This window comes from Rhodanobacter sp. DHB23 (assembly GCF_014842975.1).
Taxonomy (GTDB): Bacteria; Pseudomonadota; Gammaproteobacteria; order Xanthomonadales; family Rhodanobacteraceae; genus Rhodanobacter_A.
The window spans coordinates 169,368-187,283 of record NZ_JACYXK010000029.1 but is presented as its reverse complement, the minus strand read 5'-3'; the positions used below and the strand labels follow the sequence as shown (position 1 = coordinate 187,283).

19 protein-coding genes are annotated in these 17,916 nt (G+C 68.5%); 12 read left to right on the top strand and 7 right to left on the bottom strand.

All coding sequences use genetic code 11. From position 1 onward, the window contains the following. Positions 1-62: 62 nt before the first annotated feature. Both IHE47_RS15670 and IHE47_RS15665 read right to left on the bottom strand, forming a co-directional pair. The gene (locus IHE47_RS15670) at positions 63-809 is read right to left on the bottom strand and encodes a molecular chaperone (protein WP_192107555.1); all 747 of its coding nucleotides are present in this window, start codon (positions 807-809) and stop codon (positions 63-65) included. Positions 810-897: 88 nt separating this feature from the next. Next, positions 898-1,443 (bottom strand): fimbrial protein, encoded by a 546-nt coding sequence (locus tag IHE47_RS15665; RefSeq protein WP_192107553.1) that lies wholly within the window; start codon positions 1,441-1,443, stop codon positions 898-900. A 576-nt stretch (positions 1,444-2,019) separates the two neighbouring features. Here IHE47_RS15665 and IHE47_RS15660 point away from each other — a divergent pair. Genes IHE47_RS15660 through IHE47_RS15630 form a run of 7 tightly spaced genes read left to right on the top strand, consistent with a single transcriptional unit; the run spans position 2,020 to position 6,972 of the window. After that, positions 2,020-2,670 carry a hypothetical protein gene (locus IHE47_RS15660; protein ID WP_225562011.1) on the top strand — a complete coding sequence of 217 codons (651 nt, stop codon included), beginning with the start codon at positions 2,020-2,022 and terminating at the stop codon, positions 2,668-2,670. Next, the gene (locus IHE47_RS15655) at positions 2,667-3,098 is read left to right on the top strand and encodes a hypothetical protein (RefSeq protein ID WP_192107551.1); all 432 of its coding nucleotides are present in this window, start codon (positions 2,667-2,669) and stop codon (positions 3,096-3,098) included. The genes IHE47_RS15660 and IHE47_RS15655 overlap by 4 nt, the downstream gene beginning before the upstream one ends. Then, the gene (locus IHE47_RS15650) at positions 3,095-3,295 is read left to right on the top strand and encodes a helix-turn-helix transcriptional regulator (protein ID WP_192107550.1); all 201 of its coding nucleotides are present in this window, start codon (positions 3,095-3,097) and stop codon (positions 3,293-3,295) included. The genes IHE47_RS15655 and IHE47_RS15650 overlap by 4 nt, the downstream gene beginning before the upstream one ends. Continuing rightward, positions 3,292-4,869, top strand: a complete 1,578-nt coding sequence (locus IHE47_RS15645) for an alpha/beta hydrolase (RefSeq protein ID WP_192107548.1) — start codon at positions 3,292-3,294, stop codon at positions 4,867-4,869. Before IHE47_RS15650 ends, IHE47_RS15645 begins: the two co-directional genes overlap by 4 nt. Further along, positions 4,866-5,039: a hypothetical protein gene (locus IHE47_RS15640; protein WP_192107546.1), complete on the top strand. Its 174-nt coding sequence runs from the start codon at positions 4,866-4,868 to the stop codon at positions 5,037-5,039. Before IHE47_RS15645 ends, IHE47_RS15640 begins: the two co-directional genes overlap by 4 nt. Next, a complete protein-coding gene (locus IHE47_RS15635) occupies positions 5,036-5,770 on the top strand; it encodes an ATP-binding cassette domain-containing protein (RefSeq protein WP_192107544.1) in 735 nt (244 codons plus the stop codon). Before IHE47_RS15640 ends, IHE47_RS15635 begins: the two co-directional genes overlap by 4 nt. After that, a complete protein-coding gene (locus tag IHE47_RS15630) occupies positions 5,767-6,972 on the top strand; it encodes an ABC transporter permease (protein ID WP_192107542.1) in 1,206 nt (401 codons plus the stop codon). The genes IHE47_RS15635 and IHE47_RS15630 overlap by 4 nt, the downstream gene beginning before the upstream one ends. A gap of 30 nt (positions 6,973-7,002) precedes the next feature. Here IHE47_RS15630 and IHE47_RS15625 read toward each other — a convergent pair whose 3' ends face one another. Beyond that, on the bottom strand, positions 7,003-7,860 hold the full coding sequence (locus IHE47_RS15625) for an alpha/beta fold hydrolase (RefSeq protein WP_192107540.1): 858 nt from the start codon (positions 7,858-7,860) through the stop codon (positions 7,003-7,005). Beyond that, positions 7,857-8,891: a ferrochelatase gene (hemH, locus tag IHE47_RS15620; RefSeq protein WP_192108333.1), complete on the bottom strand. Its 1,035-nt coding sequence runs from the start codon at positions 8,889-8,891 to the stop codon at positions 7,857-7,859. The genes IHE47_RS15625 and hemH overlap by 4 nt, the downstream gene beginning before the upstream one ends. A 75-nt stretch (positions 8,892-8,966) precedes the next feature. Here hemH and IHE47_RS15615 point away from each other — a divergent pair, with 75 nt between their 5' ends. The 5 genes from IHE47_RS15615 to IHE47_RS15595 all read left to right on the top strand — a co-directional run bounded on the left by IHE47_RS15615 (position 8,967) and on the right by IHE47_RS15595 (position 12,241). Next, a complete protein-coding gene (locus IHE47_RS15615) occupies positions 8,967-9,662 on the top strand; it encodes a lipid-binding SYLF domain-containing protein (protein ID WP_192107538.1) in 696 nt (231 codons plus the stop codon). A 68-nt stretch (positions 9,663-9,730) separates the two neighbouring features. After that, positions 9,731-9,979 carry a Sec-independent protein translocase subunit TatA gene (tatA, locus tag IHE47_RS15610; RefSeq protein WP_192107536.1) on the top strand — a complete coding sequence of 83 codons (249 nt, stop codon included), beginning with the start codon at positions 9,731-9,733 and terminating at the stop codon, positions 9,977-9,979. 21 nt (positions 9,980-10,000) lie between these two features. Further along, on the top strand, positions 10,001-10,390 hold the full coding sequence (gene tatB / locus IHE47_RS17810) for a Sec-independent protein translocase protein TatB (protein WP_225562010.1): 390 nt from the start codon (positions 10,001-10,003) through the stop codon (positions 10,388-10,390). Continuing rightward, the gene (tatC, locus tag IHE47_RS15600) at positions 10,380-11,132 is read left to right on the top strand and encodes a twin-arginine translocase subunit TatC (protein ID WP_192107534.1); all 753 of its coding nucleotides are present in this window, start codon (positions 10,380-10,382) and stop codon (positions 11,130-11,132) included. Before tatB ends, tatC begins: the two co-directional genes overlap by 11 nt. Beyond that, the gene (locus IHE47_RS15595) at positions 11,132-12,241 is read left to right on the top strand and encodes an alpha/beta fold hydrolase (RefSeq protein ID WP_192107532.1); all 1,110 of its coding nucleotides are present in this window, start codon (positions 11,132-11,134) and stop codon (positions 12,239-12,241) included. Before tatC ends, IHE47_RS15595 begins: the two co-directional genes overlap by 1 nt. A 46-nt stretch (positions 12,242-12,287) precedes the next feature. Here the strand turns inward: IHE47_RS15595 and IHE47_RS15590 are convergent, their stop codons facing one another. From IHE47_RS15590 to IHE47_RS15580, 3 genes are all read right to left on the bottom strand, one after another. Then, on the bottom strand, positions 12,288-14,465 hold the full coding sequence (locus IHE47_RS15590; RefSeq protein WP_343227492.1) for a sulfatase-like hydrolase/transferase: 2,178 nt from the start codon (positions 14,463-14,465) through the stop codon (positions 12,288-12,290). 94 nt (positions 14,466-14,559) lie between these two features. Beyond that, a complete protein-coding gene (locus IHE47_RS15585) occupies positions 14,560-15,783 on the bottom strand; it encodes a multifunctional CCA addition/repair protein (protein ID WP_192108328.1) in 1,224 nt (407 codons plus the stop codon). Between the two features lie 19 nt (positions 15,784-15,802). After that, positions 15,803-17,857, bottom strand: a complete 2,055-nt coding sequence (locus tag IHE47_RS15580) for a transglycosylase SLT domain-containing protein (protein WP_192107529.1) — start codon at positions 17,855-17,857, stop codon at positions 15,803-15,805. Positions 17,858-17,916 lie beyond the last annotated feature (59 nt).

Sequence of the window (17,916 nt, the reverse complement as noted above, 5' to 3'; positions counted from 1 at the left end):
CGCCACCGCGAGCGCCGCATGGCGCCCGGTCGGGTGGCGACGAAGCGGGGCGCGCCGCAGGGTCACGGTGTCACGGTGCCCTTGTGGACGTCGGCCGCGCCGTAGTCGTCGATGGTGGTGAATGCGACGGGCGTGCCGGCGGCCGGTGCCTGCGCCAGCCCCTTGAGCGGCAGGCGCAGGTCGCCGAACGGCGCCACCATGCCGCTGGCGCCGTCGATGGTCTTGCCACCGGGACCGAGCGAGAGTTTGCTGATCGTGACGTAGTACGGCGTGGGGTTGTGCGCTTCCAGCGCGGCATCCGGGGTGCCGGCGGCCTTGAAGGTCAACTTGTCGGGTGCCTTCATCGCGTCGCCCGGCAGGCTGGCCGGGCGGTAGAACAGTTTCAGCCGCGAACGTATCGCGAACTGCAGGTAATTCTGGCCGGCGGCCTGCGGGCCACTGGGCTTGGGCGGCACCTCCAGCACGTTCAGCCAGAACAGCGACTCGCGGTCGGCCGGCAGCGGCTGGGCGCTCTGGGTGTAGATGATGCGCAGGTTCTGGTCCTTGTGCGCGTCCATGCGGAACAGCGGCGGCGTGATCAGGAAGGGCGAATTGGCGTTGTCCGGCGCCGAATTCAGGTCGCCCGCGTCGATCCATGCCTCGACCAGGGCAGGGTGGTCGCTGTCGTTGGTCAGGCGCACGGTGACTTCGTTCTGCTGGGCGGGAAGCACCACGCGGGTACCGCCCACGATGACGCTGGCATGGGCCGGGCCGATGCCGACGACGAGCGCGGCCAAGGCTGCGCCCAGGGTGCAGTAGAGGTTTTTCATCGAGGAATATCCCTGCCGGGCCGGATGCCGGGGGTGACGCGAAGGCGTGCCGCAGCCGGTTTCGGGCGGCTGCGGCACGCGGTGGCGCTTACTGGTAGGTGAAGGTCACGCTGGCGCTGGTGCTGACCAGGCCGGCCGTAGCTACGCCTGTGGCGTAGTACTGGGCGGCCATGTTGGTGCTGCCCGAGCCGCTGCTGAGCGAGACGGCCGGGGCATTGGTGTTGCTGCTGACGTTGATGACGCTGCCGCTGGTGCCGCCGGCCAGCAGCTGGACCTCGACGTTGCCGGCGCTGCCGGTGCTGGTGCTGTTCTTGAGGTTGCCGTCGGAGGCGTTGTTGGCGCCGCTGGTGAAGCTCAGCTGGGCCTGGGTGGCGTTCGCGTCGCAGTTGCTGAGGTTGAGGGTGAAGGCAGTGGCGCCTGCCTTGGCACCGGAGGCGGCCAGGCTCGACACCATGACGGGGGTCAAGGTCACGGTATTGCCGGAGCCGTTGACGGTGACCGTGCAGGTGTCCTGCAGCACCTTGCCGTTGATCTGGATGGTGCCGGTGTTGGTGGTGGCTGCCTGGGCGGCCGGGACGAAGGCCAGTGCGCCAAGGGTGGCGACGAGGGCAGCGGAAAGAAGCGTCTTGTTCATGTGTTTCCTTGGACTTCCGGAGTGTTGGTGGAAAACGCAACAGCTTGGTCGATGTATCCGCGGCGGACTCGTGGCGAAAACCTTCCAGCAGTCGTTGGTGCAAGCTGTCGATGGGACGGGCAGCAAAGAGCGGGCCAAAGTGTGATCCGGTGCTCACTTTAGCTTCACGGATTAAAGTTTTTGGGATTGCTGCCGAGCCTCCGCGGTTTCCGGACGCCATGAAGGGGTGCTCTCTGGTGGAAAGATTGGGCGTCGATCTCTGCGTTCATACATTTAACTTGCTGAAATTGCTTTATTTTTATGGGCGTCGGCTAGGGTTTCCTCTGGCTGAACCTTAGTTAGCTCATGCGGCCATGAAGCGGGCTCGCGATCCGGTTTCGATGGCTGTCGGGGTCGGTCCAGCCGGCCGTTCCTGGTGCCCTTGCGCGTCGAAAAATGACCTTGTGTCACTTGTTTGACGCGATCGTGGTGCGCCAGGAAGCTTGTGTGTAAAGCACGCTTGACAGGCCGCGCGCGGCCGGTCTACGCTGCGCGTGTAAAGGGTGCTTTACACGATGACAGGGGGATCCAGTGCGCATGCCCACGGGTGGAAACAGGCCGCCGCTGCGGCGCTTCACGGAAAGGCAGTACCAGCGCCAGGTGATGGCAGCGATGATCCTGTACGTCGGCTTCATGCTGCTGGCCTGGCCTTGGGTGAAGACCACCGGCAACCTGCCGCTGAAGCTGCTGCTGGCATTGGCACCGGCGGCGCTCATGCTCTATGTGATCGCGCTGCTGGCGCGGCGCATCCTGCACAGCGACGAACTGGAGCAGCGCACCCATCTGGTCGCGCTCGGCGTGGCCACGGCACTGGTCGGGGCGGCCAGCCTGGTCGGCGGCTTCCTTGCCGCGGCGAAGCTGGTGCAACTGGACGGCATCGTGCTGATCTGGGTGTTCCCGTTGCAGCTGGTGGCCTATGGCATCACGCGCTGGTTGCTGGGCCGGCGCTATGGCCATGACATGGCCTGCGCCGAGAGCAGCTTTTCCTTCCGCCAGCGCCTGGCCTTGATGCTCGCGCTGGTGGCGGCCGTGGCGCTGGCGACATGGCTGCGCCACGACGATTTCGACATCGGCATGCTGGCCGGCATGGGCTCGGCCCTGGTGCTGGTGCTGGCATGGCAGGGCTATCGGTACTGGCGCAGGCGCCATGCCTCCCGCGGCGCATCGGACGGGGAGCCGGCGCGATGAGCGGCCGCCGCGGTTCCGTCCTTGCCGGACAGCAGGCACGCACGCTGCAGCAGCATTACCTGCGCGAGTTCCTGCCGGCCATGCTCGGCTACCTGGTCGTGCTGCTGGTTTCGGTCGTGGTGCTGCTGCGCGTCGACATGCCGGCCGCGTGGAGGGCGGTGGTGGCCCTGCTGCCGGTGGTGCCGATGGCGTTCGTGGTGCGCGCGATGCTGCGGCACATGCTGCGCCAGGACGAGTTGCAGCAGCGCATCGAACTGCAGGCGGTGGCCATCACCTGCGCGGTGATCGGGATGGCAACCTTCGGCCTCGGTTTCCTGCAGAACGTGCGCGTGCTGCCCTCGCCGCCATGGGCGATGCTGTGGGTGCTGCCGCTGATGATCGGCGTGTACGGCGTGGTCCGCCTCCTGCTGTCGCGCCGCTACCAATGAACAACCACGTGCGCGAACTGCGTGGCGAGCAAGGCTGGTCGCAGGCGGATCTCGCCGAGCGGCTGGAAGTGTCGCGGCAGACCGTCAACGCCATCGAGACCGGCAAGTACGACCCCAGCCTGCCGCTGGCGTTCAGGATCGCAAGGCTGTTTGGACGTCCGATCGAATCCATCTTTGAACCGGGAAGCGATACATGAGCATGAATTCCAGGAAGCGCATGGGCGTCATCGCGGCCGTGGCGGCCGCGATCATCGCCGCGAACCATGCCAGGCATAAATCACCGGAACATGAGGCACCGGCACCGGCACCGGCGCAGGGCGCGGCGTCCGCACAGGCGAACGTGAAGCCCGCGCCGCCGCGCACCTGGCAATTCGGCAAGCTGACGCTGACCGCCTGCGACCTAGGCCAACCGAACAGCGGCCTGAGCACGGCGGCATGGTGCGGCGCGCTGGAGGTGCCGGAGAACCGCGCCGAACCGCAAGGCCGCAAGATCGCGCTGAAGCTGGCGGTGCTGCGCTCCAGTGCGCAGGTCGCCAGTCCCGACATGCTGGCCTTCCTCGCCGGCGGCCCCGGGCAGGCGGCCACCGATTACGCCGGCCAGATCGGGGCGATGCTGGATCCGTTGCGCGCGCATCGCGACATCCTGCTGCTCGACCAGCGCGGCGTGGGTGGTTCCAATGCGCTTGACTGCAAGGCCGACGACAAGGCCGATGCGGACGACGGCGTCGGCTTCGACCCGGACAAGCTGCGCGCCGCGGCGGCCGATTGCCTGAAGCAGGTGCAGTCGCACGCCGATCCGCGCTACTACACCACCACCGACGCGGTGGAGGACCTGGACGAGGTGCGCCGTGCGCTGGGCGTGCCGCAGTTCGACCTGGTCGGCGTGTCCTATGGCACGCGCGTGGCGCAGCAGTACGCCATGCGCCATCCCGACGCGGTGCGCAGCGTGGTGCTGGACAGCACGGTGCCGAACAGCGTGGTGCTGGGCGAGGATTTCGCGCGTAACCTCGACGATGCGCTGAAGGCGCAGTTCGCGCGCTGCGAAAGCGATGCCGCATGCAAGCAGCGCTTCGGCAACCCGTACCAGACGCTGATCCAGTTGCGCGATGCGCTGCGCGCGAATCCGCACCCGGTCAGCTTCCGCGACCCGCAGAGCTACCAGACCGTGCAGCGCGTGCTCAGCGAGGACTCGCTGGTGAGCGTGGTGCGCATGTTCGCCTATTCGCCGGTCACCGCCGCGCTGCTGCCGCTGTCCATCGACGCCGCGGCGCACGGCGACGTGGGTCCGCTGCTGGGGCAGGCCAAGCTGCTTACCGTGGACATGGCCGATCTCGCCGGCAGCGGCATGTCGTACTCGATCATCTGCAGCGAGGATGCCGACCTGCTCACCGCCCGTCCGCAGGATGCCAACACCCTGCTCGGCACGCACATGGTCGATGCCTACAAGGCGATCTGCTCGGCATGGCCCAGGGGCACGCGGCCGGCGGACTTCCACCAGCCGCTCAAGACCGACAAGCCCGTGCTGCTGCTGGCCGGCCAGTACGACCCGGTGACGCCGCCGCGCTATGCCGACGAGGTGGCGAAGTCGCTGACGGACGCGCGCGTGCTGCTGTTCAAGGGACAGGGCCACAGCGTGCTGGCGACGGGCTGCGGGCCGCAACTGGTGCAGCACTTCGTCGAAAAGCTCGATCCGAAAACGATGGATGCGAGCTGCCTCGACCGCCTGCAACAGCAACCCTTCTTCATCGATTTCAACGGAGCCACCCCATGAGAAAGCCATACGTTCCGGCAAACGCCGTACTGTGGGCTGCGACGGCTATCGCCGCAGCCGTGCTCGATGCTCCGCATGTCTTCAGCCAGATCCTGTTGCCGCTGCTGGCCGTGTTTTCCGTGACGGCTGCCGGCCCGGACGCCTGCCTCAAGCGGGGTGGACGGCCGTGATCGAAGTCAGGGACCTGCACAAGGCGTTCGGCACGGTGAAGGCCGTGGACGGCGTCAGCTTCACCGCCCGCGACGGCGAGATAACCGGCCTGCTCGGCCCCAACGGCGCCGGCAAGACCACCACCCTGCGCATGCTCTACACGCTGACGCAGCCCGACAGCGGGCAGGTGCTGGTGGACGGCGTCGACGCCGCGACCGATCCGCTGGCGGTGCGCCGCGCACTGGGCGTGCTGCCGGATGCGCGCGGCCTGTACAAGCGGCTCACCTCGCGCGAGAACATCGAATACTTCGCGCGCCTGCACGGCATAGCCGAAGCCACGCTGCGCGCGCGCCACGACGCGCTGGTCGACGCGCTGGAGATGCGCGACATCCTCGACCGCCGCACCGAGGGCTTCTCGCAGGGCCAGCGGGTGAAGACCGCGATCGCCCGCGCGCTGATCCACGACCCGCGCAACGTGATCCTCGACGAACCCACCAACGGCCTCGACGTGATGGCCACGCGCGGCCTGCGCCGCTTCATGCAGCAGCTGAAGGCGGAGGGACGCTGCGTGCTGTTCTCCAGCCACATCATGCAGGAGGTGGCGGCGCTGTGCGACCGCATCGTGGTGATCGCGCACGGCCGCGTGGTGGCCGACGAAACGCCCGACGCGCTGCGCGCGCAGACCGGCGAAGCCAATCTGGAGGATGCCTTCGTGAAGATCATCGGAACCGACGAGGGCCTCGCCGCATGAACGCCGTCGCCTCGCAAGCGCGCCGCACCGGCGCCATGCTCACCGTGTTCCTCAAGGAGGTGCGCGAGAACCTGCGCGACCGCCGCACCGTGCTGAGCGCCTTCATCACCGGCCCGCTGCTGGGTCCGCTGCTGTTCGTGATGCTGATCAACATGCAGGTCAGCATGCAACTGGACAAGATCGACAAGCCGTTGCACGTGCCGGTGATCGGCGCGCAGTACGCGCCGAACCTGGTCGATGCCTTGAAGGAGGGCGGCATCGTTCCCGATGCGGCGGTGGCCGACCCGGGCCAGGCCGTGCGCAAGCAGGATGCCGACGTGGTGCTGCGCATCGCCGCCGGCTACGGCGCGGCCTGGCGCAAAGGCGAGCCGGTGCAGGTGGAGATGTTCTACGACTCCTCGCGGCAGGACACCAGCAGCGCGGTGGAGCGCGTGCAGAAACTGGTGGAGGCCTATGCGCGCCAGCAGGGCGCGATGCGCCTGGTGGCGCGCGGCATGTCTCCGGGGACCGCGTGGCCGGTGCTGGTCGCCAAGCGCGACCAGGCCACGCCACAGTCGCGCGCGGTGCTGCTGTTCGCGATGCTGCCGTACTTCTTCGTGATCGCGCTGTTCATCGGCGGCATGCCGCTTGCCATCGACCTCACCGCCGGCGAGCGCGAGCGGCAATCGCTGGAGCCGCTGTTCGCCAACCCGGTGGAGCGCTGGAAGATCCTGGCGGGCAAGCTCGCGGCGATCTGCGCGTTCTCCTGCGCCAGTCTCGCCATCACCGTGCTGGCGTTCGCGGTGGTGGGGCAATTCATCCCCGCCGAAAAGCTGGGCATGGAGCTGGATCTAGGCTGGCATTTCGCCGGCACCGTGTTGCTGCTGATGCTGCCGCTGGTGCTCTTGCTGGCTTCCCTGCAGACCCTGGTGGCGGCGTTCGCCAAGAGCTACCGCGAAGCGCAGACCTACGTCTCGCTGCTCATGATGGTGCCGGCGATCCCAAGCGCCGTGCTGGCCTTCCTGCCGATCAAGGCGCAGGCATGGATGTACGCGGTACCGCTGCTGGGCCAGAACCTCGGCATCATGCAGCAACTGCGCGGCGACGGTGTCACGCTGGACCAGCTCGGGCTGTGTCTCGCCGGCACGCTGGCGGCGGCGCTGGTCGCGGCAGGCATCACCGCGCAGTTGTACCGTTCGGAGCGCCTGGCGATTTCGGGCTGATCCACCCGTAGGAGCGCACAGGGTGCGCTCCTACGAGGCAGACGCGGGATGGCGCAGCACCCACTGCGCCACCGCCTGCGGATGTTCGAGCTGCAGGTGGTGGCCACCAGCCATGCGTTCGACCTCGATGCCCGGCACACAGGCGGCGCGCGCTTCCATCTGCGCCGCGGGCAGGTAGGGCGTGGCCGGTTGCGAGAGCAGCAGGGCGGTAGGCGCCTCGATGCCGGCAAGCAGGGCGTGGATCTGCGCTTCGGCCAGCCGGATCGCGCTGGGCCGCACGAGGCGCGGGTCGCTGCGCCATTGCCAGCCGCCAGCTGTTTCGCCCAGGCCGCGTTCGATGATCGGGAGGGCAAGCTCCGCGTCGAGTCCGCTGGCGATGGCGCGTGCGCTGGCGGCCTGCCCGATGCTGCGGAACAGGCGCAGCGCCTTGCCATCGGCGGGTGGCGCCGCCAGCGCATCACGGTAGCGCTGCAAGGTGTGCGTGCCGTCGTCGCCCAGCGGGCCCAGCCCTTCGATCAGGTGCAGGCGCTCGATGCGCGCAGGCGCGGCCGCCGCGACCAGCGAGGCGATGCCGGCGCCCAGCGAATGGCCGAGCAGGCTGCAGCGCGGCAGTTCCAGTGCGTCGAGCGTGGCCAGCACGGCGCGCACGTGGTCGAGGTAGTGGTAACCGGCGCCTGCGGGCAGGTGATCCGAGTGGCCGTGGCCCGGCAGGTCCAGCGCGATCAGGCGAAGGCCGTCCGCGAGCAATGGTGCCAGCGCGGTGAAACTGCCGGCGTTGTCCAGCCAGCCGTGCAGCGCGAGCAACGGCGGCGCCGACGCGTCGCCCCATTCCTGCGCGGCGAGGGTGAGATGGGGCAGTGCGATGCGGCGCTCGCGCGGTGCGGTCACGCGGGCCAGCCCTGCAGGTGCCGCCGTGCCAGCGCGGCAAGGCTGCGGACCTGTCCTGCGCCGTCGTTGAGCGCGGGGATGTAGCGCAGGCTGCCGCCACCGGCGGCGGCGAAGAAGTCGCGGTTCTGCATGGCGATCTCCTCCAGCGTTTCCAGGCAATCCACCGCGAAGCCGGGGCAGGCCACGTCGAGCCTGCGCACGCCTTCGCCGGCGAGGCGGCGCACGGTGGCGTCGGTATACGGCCCCAGCCAGCGTTCGCGGCCCACGCGCGACTGGAAGCACAGCAGTACCTGCGATTCGTCCAGCCGCAACCGTTCGCGCAACAGGCGCGCGGTGGTGCGGCATTGTTCGGCATAGGGATCGCCGAGCTGGGCGTAGCGCTCGGGGATGCCGTGGAAAGAGAGCAGCAACCTGTCGCCGCGGCCGTGCTCGGCCCACCAGCTTTCGATGCTGGCGGCCAGCGCCTCGATATGGCCGGGGTCGTCGTGGTAGTCGTTGACGAGGCGCAGCTCCGGCGGCCAGCGCAGCGACTTCATCGCGTCGGCCACGGCGTCGATCACCGAGCCGGTGGAGGTGGCGGAATACTGCGGATACAGCGGCAGCACCAGCAGGCGGCGCACGTCTTCGCCGTGCAGCCGCGCGATGGTCCGTGCCACCGGGGGCTCTCCGTAGCGCATCGCCAGCGCCACGCGCACATCCGGGCCCAGTTCGGCCTGCAACGCCTTCGCCAGTGCCTCGCTGTGCCAGCGCAGCGGTGAACCCTGCGTGTCCCAGATGCGCGCATAGGCATGCGCGGAGCGCCGCGGGCGCACGCGCAGGATCACGCCGTGCAGGATCGGCCACCACTTCCAGCGCGGGTAGTCGATCACGCGCGGGTCGGACAGGAACTCGGCGAGCCAGGGCCGCAGCGCCTTGGCCGTGGGCGCGGCAGGCGTGCCGAGGTTCACCAGCAGCACGGCAGTCTGAACGGATGCCGCGGCGGCGCGGGCGTAATGGCTTGCGGGGCCGTTATAGTGGTCGTGGTCAGGCATTGCGGTGTTGGCGACAAAACTGCCGCGAGTCTGCCACAAGCGCCCCGTTCCCACTCTCCCAACACGGAGCTGCCCATGTCCAAGAAGACATCCCTGTACCGCTTCATCATGCTCGGCGCGGCCCTGCTGCTGCCGGCGATGGTCGCGCATGCCGACGACGACACGCCGCAACAGCGCGCGCAGAGCGCGGTGCGCGTGCTGAACGACATCGAGCAGGCGCCGGACAAGTCCATCCCCAGCGACCTGCTCAAGGACGCCAAGGCGATCGCGGTCATCCCCGACGTGCTGAAGGTCGGCTTCGTGTTCGGCGGCCGCCGCGGCGAGGGGCTGATCTCGGTGAAGAGCCCGGACGGCACCTGGTCCAACCCCAGCTTCATTTCCTTCGGCGGCGGCAGCGTGGGCTTCCAGATCGGCGTGTCGTCCACCGACGTGATCCTGGTGTTCCGCACCGAGCGCGGCGTGGATTCTATCGTCAACGGCAAGTTCACCATCGGCGCCGACGCCAGCGCCGCGGCCGGTCCGGTGGGCCGCACCGCCTCGGCCGCCACCGACCAGCAGCTGAAGGCGGAGATCTATTCCTACTCGCGCGCGCGCGGCCTGTTCGCCGGCGTGGCGCTGGACGGCTCGGTGCTGAAGATCGACCAGGACGCCAATGCGGCGGTGTACGGGGCCGGCATCACGCCGCGGCGCATCTTCGAGGGCGGCGTGAGCAACGTTCCGCCGGACGTGGTGAAGTTCCGCGACACGCTGGAAGAGTACACTTCACGCTGACCGCCCTGTGCGATGATCGGCGGTTCCGGGCGGAGCCGTTTCCGCCCCGAAGCGCCTCGAGGAACATCATGGGTTTTGACAGCATCTGGCATTGGATCATCGTGCTCGTTCTCGTGTTGCTGATCTTCGGCACCAAGAAGCTCGGCAACGTCGGCTCGGATCTCGGCAACGCCGTGCGCGGCTTCAAGAAGGCCATGCACGGCGACGAAGGCGAGAGCGAGAAGGAAAAGACCAAGGAACAGTTGCGCGCCGATCCGCCGGCCTCGCCGGCGAGCGCCAGCACGCAGGACCAGCGCGACTCGCACGAGTCGAAGTAAGCGCGGCCGGGCTTTGCGGCGATGATCGAGATCAGCTTCGGCAAGCTGCTGCTGCTCGCGCTGGTCGCGTTGATCGTGCTCGGCCCCGAGAAGCTGCCCGGCGCGGCGCGCACGGCAGGCGCGTTGCTGCGCCGCGTGCGCAGTGGCTGGGACAGTGTGCGCGCCGAAGTGGAGCGCGAGCTGGAAGTGGAAGAAATCAAGCGCACCGCCCGCGAAGCCGCCGCCCGCGCCGAGGCTGCGCAGAACGAGTTCAAGGAAAACATGCAGCAGGTGCGCCAACCGGTGGAGGACGCGGCGGCGACGCTGAAGTCCGCGGTGGCGCCGGCGGCCGAGGAAGTCCTGCCCGGAGCGCAGCCACCGCTGCCGCTGGACGAGCCGCTCGCGACGAAGGAGTCCGCGCATGGCGGCTGATTCGGACGGCCCCGGCGACGACCTGCAGCAGGGCCTGTTCTCGCACCTGATCGAGCTGCGTTCGCGCCTGCTCAAGGCGATCGCCGCCGTGCTGCTGGTGCTGGTGGCGCTGGTGCCGTTCGCGAACAAGCTGTACTCGGAGCTGGCCGCGCCGCTGGTGGCGCGCCTGCCGCAGGGCGCGCACCTGATCGCCACCGAGGTGGCCAGCCCCTTCATCACCCCGCTGAAGCTGGCGTTCTACGCCGCGCTGTTCATCAGCATGCCGGTGATCCTCTACCAACTGTGGGCCTTCGTCAGCCCCGGCCTGTACAAGCACGAGAAACGCCTCGCGCGGCCGCTGCTGGTCGCCACCCTGGTGCTGTTCTACTGCGGCTGCGCGTTCGCGTATTTCCTGGTGCTGCCGGCCGCGTTCCGCTTCCTCACCGCGGTGACGCCCGCGGGCGTGGAGATGATGACCGACATCACCCACTACCTCGACTTCGTGATGCTGATGTTCTTCGCCTTCGGCCTGTGCTTCGAGGTGCCGGTGGCGGTGGTGATCCTCGCCGCGGTGGGCATCGTGGACATCGCCAAGCTGCGCAACGCGCGGCGCTACGCCGTGGTGGGCGCGTTCGCGGTGGCCGCGATCATCACGCCGCCGGACATCACCTCGATGATCATGCTGGCGATCCCGATGTGCCTGCTCTACGAGCTGGGCATCGTGGCTGTGCGCTGGCTGCTGCCGAAGAAGGCGGCGGATTGATGCATGGTGCGTCCCGTGCGCGAATTCTTCTGGTCACGTGGGCCATTTCGATTGCGCTGTGGGCCGGGTCGTCCGATGCCGCAACTACCGTGTCTCGAACCGCAGTCACGGACCTGCCGGCGTCGGCCTATGAGCACGCGCAGGCCCTGATCCCGCTGCCCGATGGTCGTCGCCTGAATCTGTTTTGCATGGGCGCGGGTACGCCTGTGGTCATCCTCGAGGCCGGCCTGGGGGATGACGACTTGAGTTTTCGGCGTGTGCAAGGACGCCTGGCTGCCGTCACCCGCGTCTGCAGCTACGACCGTGCGGGCATGGGTTTCAGCGATCCTTCGGACGCTCCCGGTACCGCTTCCCATGTGGCAAATGACCTGCATGCGCTGATCAGGCAGGCGTCGATACCTTTGCCGGTCATCCTGGTGGGGCATTCCAACGGTGGCCTGTATGTCGCCTTTTACGCCGCCGACTTCCCGCAGGAAGTCGTGGGCCTGGTGTTGATCGACCCGGACAGTTTCGGTCTGGATGAAGCGGCCAGGACAGTCCTCGACCAGCCGTGGCTGGATCGGTGGCGCGCCGGTACCCGGGACGAGATCGGGCAGGCACGCACTTGTGTCGCCCTGGCGCAGAGTGGTGCCTTGAAGAAGGCGCCAGGACGTTATCCGGATTGCATGGACAATCCGCCGAACGCCGATCCGGTGCTTCATCGACTGCTAGACGCGCAGTTGGCTCGTCCTTCCGAGCAGGAAGCGATATCGGCCGAGACACAGGACACCGATCCGCCACCGAACCGGGATCTGTCGGATGCCGAGCTGGCCTTCCAGCGCCTTCACTTCGACTTCGGCGACAAGCCGATCATCGTGCTGAGCGGTACGAACGAGCTTGGCGAGCTACCCCCTTCGCAACGGGCCAAAGTCGCGAAGGCGATGCTGGCGAACGAGGCCGCCATGGCCGCGTACTCCACGCAAGGCAGGCAGATCCTTGTCGACAGCACGTCGGAGTACCTGCAGACGTATGCCCCCGATGTGGTCGTGCGTGCGGTAACGGAGGTCGTCCGGAAAGTCAGGGCGCGCATTGCAGCACCCCAGGCCGGATTCGCGGTGCAAAAGAAATAGCGGTGCCCTCTCGCCCGGTCGTGGGTGAGAGGGTATTCCGTGGTCGCTATTGAACGCTCGTGGCCGGTGCCGGCGCAGCAACCGTGGCCGCCGTTGCGGGTAACGGCTCGACCTTCGCATTGTCGTCCGCGCGCAGCTTCAATCCGCCATCCTTGAAGAGGTCGCTGGCCACCTGGTAGTAGGCGATCGCGGTATCCACCAGATCCTGCTTCACCGGCACCACGGGCGTGGCGTCGCCGGTGGCGAAGTCCGGCTTCAGCTGTTCGAGGCGCTTGCGCGGTTCGAGGATGGTGAGCGTGTCGCCGCGCACGTAGCCCAGCTTCTCGTAGGTGCCAGGCAGGGCACGGCCCCGGTCGGGCGTCATCTGGAACACGTCCTGGCCGAAGAAGCGCGAGCGGTAGCTGAAGTCGAGCAGGCCGAGCAGGGTGGGCGGGATGTCGAGCTGGCCCATCAGTTCCTCCACGCGTTGCGGCTTGAACTGCTTCGGCGCGTAGATCCACAGCGGGATGTGGTAGTGGTTGATCGGGATGCTGGTCTTGCCGGCGCTGGAGGCACAGTGGTCGGCGGTGATCACGAACACGGTGTCGTCGAAGTACGGCTTCGCCTGCGCGCGCTTGATGAAATCCTCGATCGACCAATCGGTGTAGGCCACCGAACCTGGCCGCGACGGCGCCTGCCATTTCACGCGGCCCGCCGGGTAGGTGTACGGGCGGTGGTTGGAAGTGGTCATGATGTGCAGGAAGAACGGTTTGCCGGCGGCATTCGCCTCGTCCATCTGCTTCAGCGCCAGCGTGTAGAGGTCCTCGTCGGCCACGCCCCACACGTTCTGGCTGTGGATAGTCGTGCCCGGCGCGATGGCGCTGCGGTCCACCGTCTTGTAGCCGTTGTGGCTGAAGAAGTAGTTCATGTTGTCGAAGTAGCCGTAGCCGCCGTACACGAACTCCGACTCGTAGCCGCGCGCGTTGAAGATGCTGGCCAGCGAGAACAGGCCTTCGTTGTTCTTCTCGCGCACCAGCGAGTCGCCCGGCGTGGGCGGCACCGACAGCGACAGCGCTTCCAGCCCGCGCACCGTGCGGGTGCCGTTGGCGTAGAGGTTGTCGAAGAAGATGCTCTTGTCCACCAGCGAATCGAGGAAGGGCGTGAGGCCCTGCTTGTTGCCGAAGGTGCCGAGGTAGTCGCCGGACAGGCTCTCCACGCTGATCAGCACCACGTTGAGGTGCTTCTCGGGCCCCGCCGCATGGATGGCGCGGGTGAGGTCGTGCGGGTCGTTGCTGGTGAAGGTGGCGTTCGGCGCCTTGAGCTGTTCGCGCAGCAGCTTGAACGCCTCGTCGTCGGGCAGCGACTGGTAGAACTTCTTGTATTCGAGATGGCTGCTGCGGAACGCGGCGAAGAACTGGTAGATGCCGTTGCCGGCCAGTTCGTTGACGTAGTTGTTGGCGCTGCGGTCCTTCATCTCGCCGTTCACGCCGGCCACCGAGACCACCGTGAGCAGCAGCCACACCAGCGGCACGCGGGCGCGCTGCCACAGCGTGCTGCCGTCGTCGCGTGCGCGCAGGCCGCGACGGCTCAGCACGAAGGCCACCAGCGCCACCACCACCAGCAGCGCCAGCCAGGTGCCGATCGGATAGGACTCGCGGATGTTGCCGATCACCTCGGTGGTGTAGACGAGGTAGTCCACCGCAATGAAGTTGAAGCGTGAGCTGAACTCGTTCCAGAACACCAGCTCCGACGCCGCCACGAACAGCAGGCCGTACAACAGCACCAGGCCGAGCACATACAGGCCCCACTGCCCGCTGGCGCGGTTGTACGCCAGCGCCGGCATCGGCAGGAAGAACAGGAACACCGCGAGCACCGGCCACGACTCGTGCACATGCACGTGCCACAGCAGGAAGAACACGCCCAGCGTGGCCGCATACAGCGTCGCCATGCCGACGAGATACGCCAGCCAGCGACCTGCGCCCGCCACCGGTGCACGCCGCGTCGGCACCAGCCACAGGAACAGCACCATCGGCCAGGCCAGGTACACGAAGGTGACGAGGTCGTAGCCCAGGCCCACGCCGAACGCGTACAGCCAGCTCAAGGGATTGGGTGGCACGTTGTGGCCCGACATCACCAGCAGGGCGATGCGCGTGACGAAGCAGACGACGAGAAACGTGATACCCAGCCACCACAGGGGACGGAAGCGCTGGCGCAGCGGAGACGGGGAAAACAGGGCGCGCGACACGGGCAGCTCCAGGCGACGGGGAAGGCAGGCGGGGATCGGCACGGGTGGCGCCGCAAGGGCGTTATACCCGCATCGGCCTAGATGTTACATAGTTTCATTTCAGCGATTGCCCGGCGATGGCCGCGGCGCGCGCCCGTTCCATCGCCGCGCCTATCGCCGGGCCCGCCAATCCCTGCGCCACGAACGGTGCCGCGGTCACCGCCGCGGCGGCCTCGCGGGCCTGGCGCAGGTACGCGGCCTGCGGGTACGCATCATGCCCGTGGCCCAGGCGGCCGCGCTTGTCGGCGAGGCAGGCGGCGAGGAAGGTTTCCAGCCGTTCGGGCCGGCGCAGCGCGTCCAGTGCGACGAGCAGCTTCAGCACCGTGGCCGGCTTCAATTCCAGCGCGCGATGCGCGTTGAGGTGCTCGCGGCACACCACCTCGGCCAGCGCGGCGTGTTCGGCGGGTACCTTCAACCGCGCTGCCAGGGCGCGCAGCGGCGCCACGCCGCGCTGCTCGTGCATCACGTGGCGCGGCAGTTCGTCCACCGGCGTCAGTGCCTTGCCGAGGTCGTGGGTGAGCGCGCAGAAACCCACCAGGTCGTCGCCCGGCGCAATCGCCGCCGCCGCATCCAGCACCATCTCCATATGCACGCCGGTGTCGATCTCGGGGTGGAACTCCGCGCGCTGCGGTACGCCGTACAGTGCGTCGACCTCCGGGAACAGCACGCGCAGCGCGCCCGCTTCGCGCAGCACGCGCAGGAAGGCCGAGGGCTGCGGTTCGGCCAGCGCCTTGCGCGTCTCGGCCCACACCCGCTCGGGCACCAGGTGATCCACCTCGCCCTCGGCCACCATGCGTTGCAGCAGTTCCATCGTCTCGTCCGCCACGCGGAAGCCCAGTGGCGCGAAACGCGCGGCGAAACGCGCCACGCGCAGCAGGCGCACGGGGTCTTCGACGAAGGCCGGCGAGACATGGCGCAGCACGCGCGCCTCGATGTCGCGCGCGCCGCCGTAAGGATCGATCAGGATACCGTGTTCGTCTTCGGCGATCGCGTTGATGGTGAGGTCGCGCCGCGCCAGGTCCTGCTCCAGCGTTACCGACGGATCGGCCTGGAACAGGAAGCCGTGGTAGCCGCGGCCGCTCTTGCGTTCGGTGCGCGCCAGCGCGTATTCCTCGCCGGTCCGCGGATGCAGGAACACCGGGAAATCCTTGCCCACCGGCCGGTAGCCCAGCGCCAGCAGGTCCTCCGGGCACGCGCCCGTCACTACGTGGTCGCGGTCGCCCTCCGGCCGTCCCAGCAGCTTGTCGCGGACTGCGCCGCCGACGAGGTAGGTGTGCATGGACAAGTGGGCCCCGGTTTTACTTGCCTGCGGCCGTTGCCGCAGCCGTCGGAGCCTGCGTCGAACCCGCCGGCGCTGGCGTCACCGGCGCCGGGCAATCCACCGCCTTGCGCGGCGTCATGCTGTTCGGCAGGGCGTAGAGCTGGCCGATCGGGGTGAGGCGGCTGGATACCGGCAGGGCGTTGCCGTGCAGGCGCCAGTCGTACATCACGCTGTAGTCCATCACGCGCGCCACGTATTCGCGGGTTTCCTTGTACGGCATGGTGGCGATGAACAGGTCGGGGGCGAGCGCGCCGCGTGCCGCCAGCCATTGGCTCACGCGGCCGGGGCCGGCGTTGTAGGCGGCGCTGGCCAGCCAGGGCGCGCCGTTGAAGCGCTCGGCCACTTGCGCGAGGTAGCGCGTGCCCAGGGTGACGTTGGTCGCGGGGTCGTACAGGCTGTCGCCGCCGCTCCATGGCAGGCCGTTGCGCCGGGCCACCAGCGCGGCGGTGTCGGGCACGAGTTGCATCAGGCCGCGCGCGTCGGCGCCGGAGCGCGCGTCGGTCACCCACGCGCTTTCCGAGCGCAGGATGCCGTAGGCCCAGGCAGGGTCGATGCCGGATTGCCTGGCCTGCTCGACCAGGCCGATCTGGCTGTCCAGCGGCAGGCGCAGCGCGTAGTAGTGCATCAGCTCGCCGTGGTTGAGCGTGAACGCGGCGCGGTCGTACCAGCCGCGGGCGTCGGCGAGCTCGACGGCCAGCACCTGGGTGCGGTCGTCGCTGCCATCGAGGGCGAGCGTCCATTCGCGCCGCGCCTGTTTCGGCAGGCCCACGGCGAACAGTTCGAAGGCGCGTTGCAGGCCGGGTTGCGCCAGCAGGGCCTGTTGCTGCTGCGGGTCGTCGATCGGCGTGCGCGGGCAGATCGCGTAGGGCTGGTTGACTTGGTCGGCGGCGAGGTAGCCGAAGAACGTGGTCTGCTTCGCGAGGCTGGCGTAGATCGCCTGTGCCTGTCCGGCCTGCCCGGTGGCGGCCAGCGCGCGGGCGCGGAACCAGCGCCACTCGTCGGCCTGCTGCTGGTCCGCCGGCATCGCCGCGATCGCCGCCAGCACGGCGGGCCAGTCCTGCGCGGCCAGAGCCACGCGCACGCGCCATTCGCGGGTGGTGGCGGTCTGCGCGGTGGCGGGCAGGGCGATCAGCTGCTGCAGCGCGTCCGGGTCGTAGTCGCTGGCGTGGAAGGTTGCCAGTGCGCGCCGGACCGCGTCGCGCTGGCTGGCGCTGAAGCTGAGATGCGATTGCAGCTGCTGCCACGCTGCGTCGGCGTTGTCGGTGTCGCGCCGGGCCATGCTTTGCAGCGCCAGCGCGGCGGCCTGGCGCGCGCGCGCGGTGTCGGGCCAGTTCGCGGCGGCGGCCACGGCGGATTGCGGGTCGCGCAACGCCTGCGCCAGCCATTGCGCTTCCTGGTTCTGTGGCGCGGGCAGCCAGTTGGCCAGCGTGGCAATGGTGCCGCCCTTGCCGGTGTCGGCGGCGCGTTCGATGCGCGACCACAGGCGCGGCGTGGTCAGCAGGCCTTGGTCGTGCGCGGCCTGCAGCACCGGGTCGCAGGCACCGGGCAGGCTGGGCTTGGCCCACAGTGCCGCGAGGTCGCGATCGAAGTCGAGCGCCGCGCCGCTGGCCATGTGCGCCTGCAGGGCGTCGCAGGCGAGCGTGTCGTTGGTGCCGGGCTGGTACAGCGCGAGGAAGCCGTTCCAGTCCTGGCGTCGCGCCAGTTCCAGCAGGAAGTCGCGGCGCAGGTCCTGCGCGGGGATCAGGTCGGGATACCGGGCGAGGTAGGCCTGCACCGTGGGCAGGTCGACCTGCTGGATGTCGTGTTCCAGCGCGGCGGCGGGCAGGTAGGGATAGAGCGGATAGCCGCGCAGCTGCGCATCCCATGCGTGCCAGCCGTCGCCGCCCTGCTGGGCCGCGGCCCAGGCCTGCCTGAATGCGGCGCGCTGGGCGTCGATGGACGCGGCGGCGCGTGCGCCGAAGCAGGCGAGCAGGCTGCAGCAAGCCAGCAGCATGGTGAGGGAATGGCGCCGGGGTGCGGCCTTCGCAAACATGGAAACTCCTCGGTGATCCCCTGCGGCGGATTGTAGTGGATGCGGCCGAATGCGCCGCC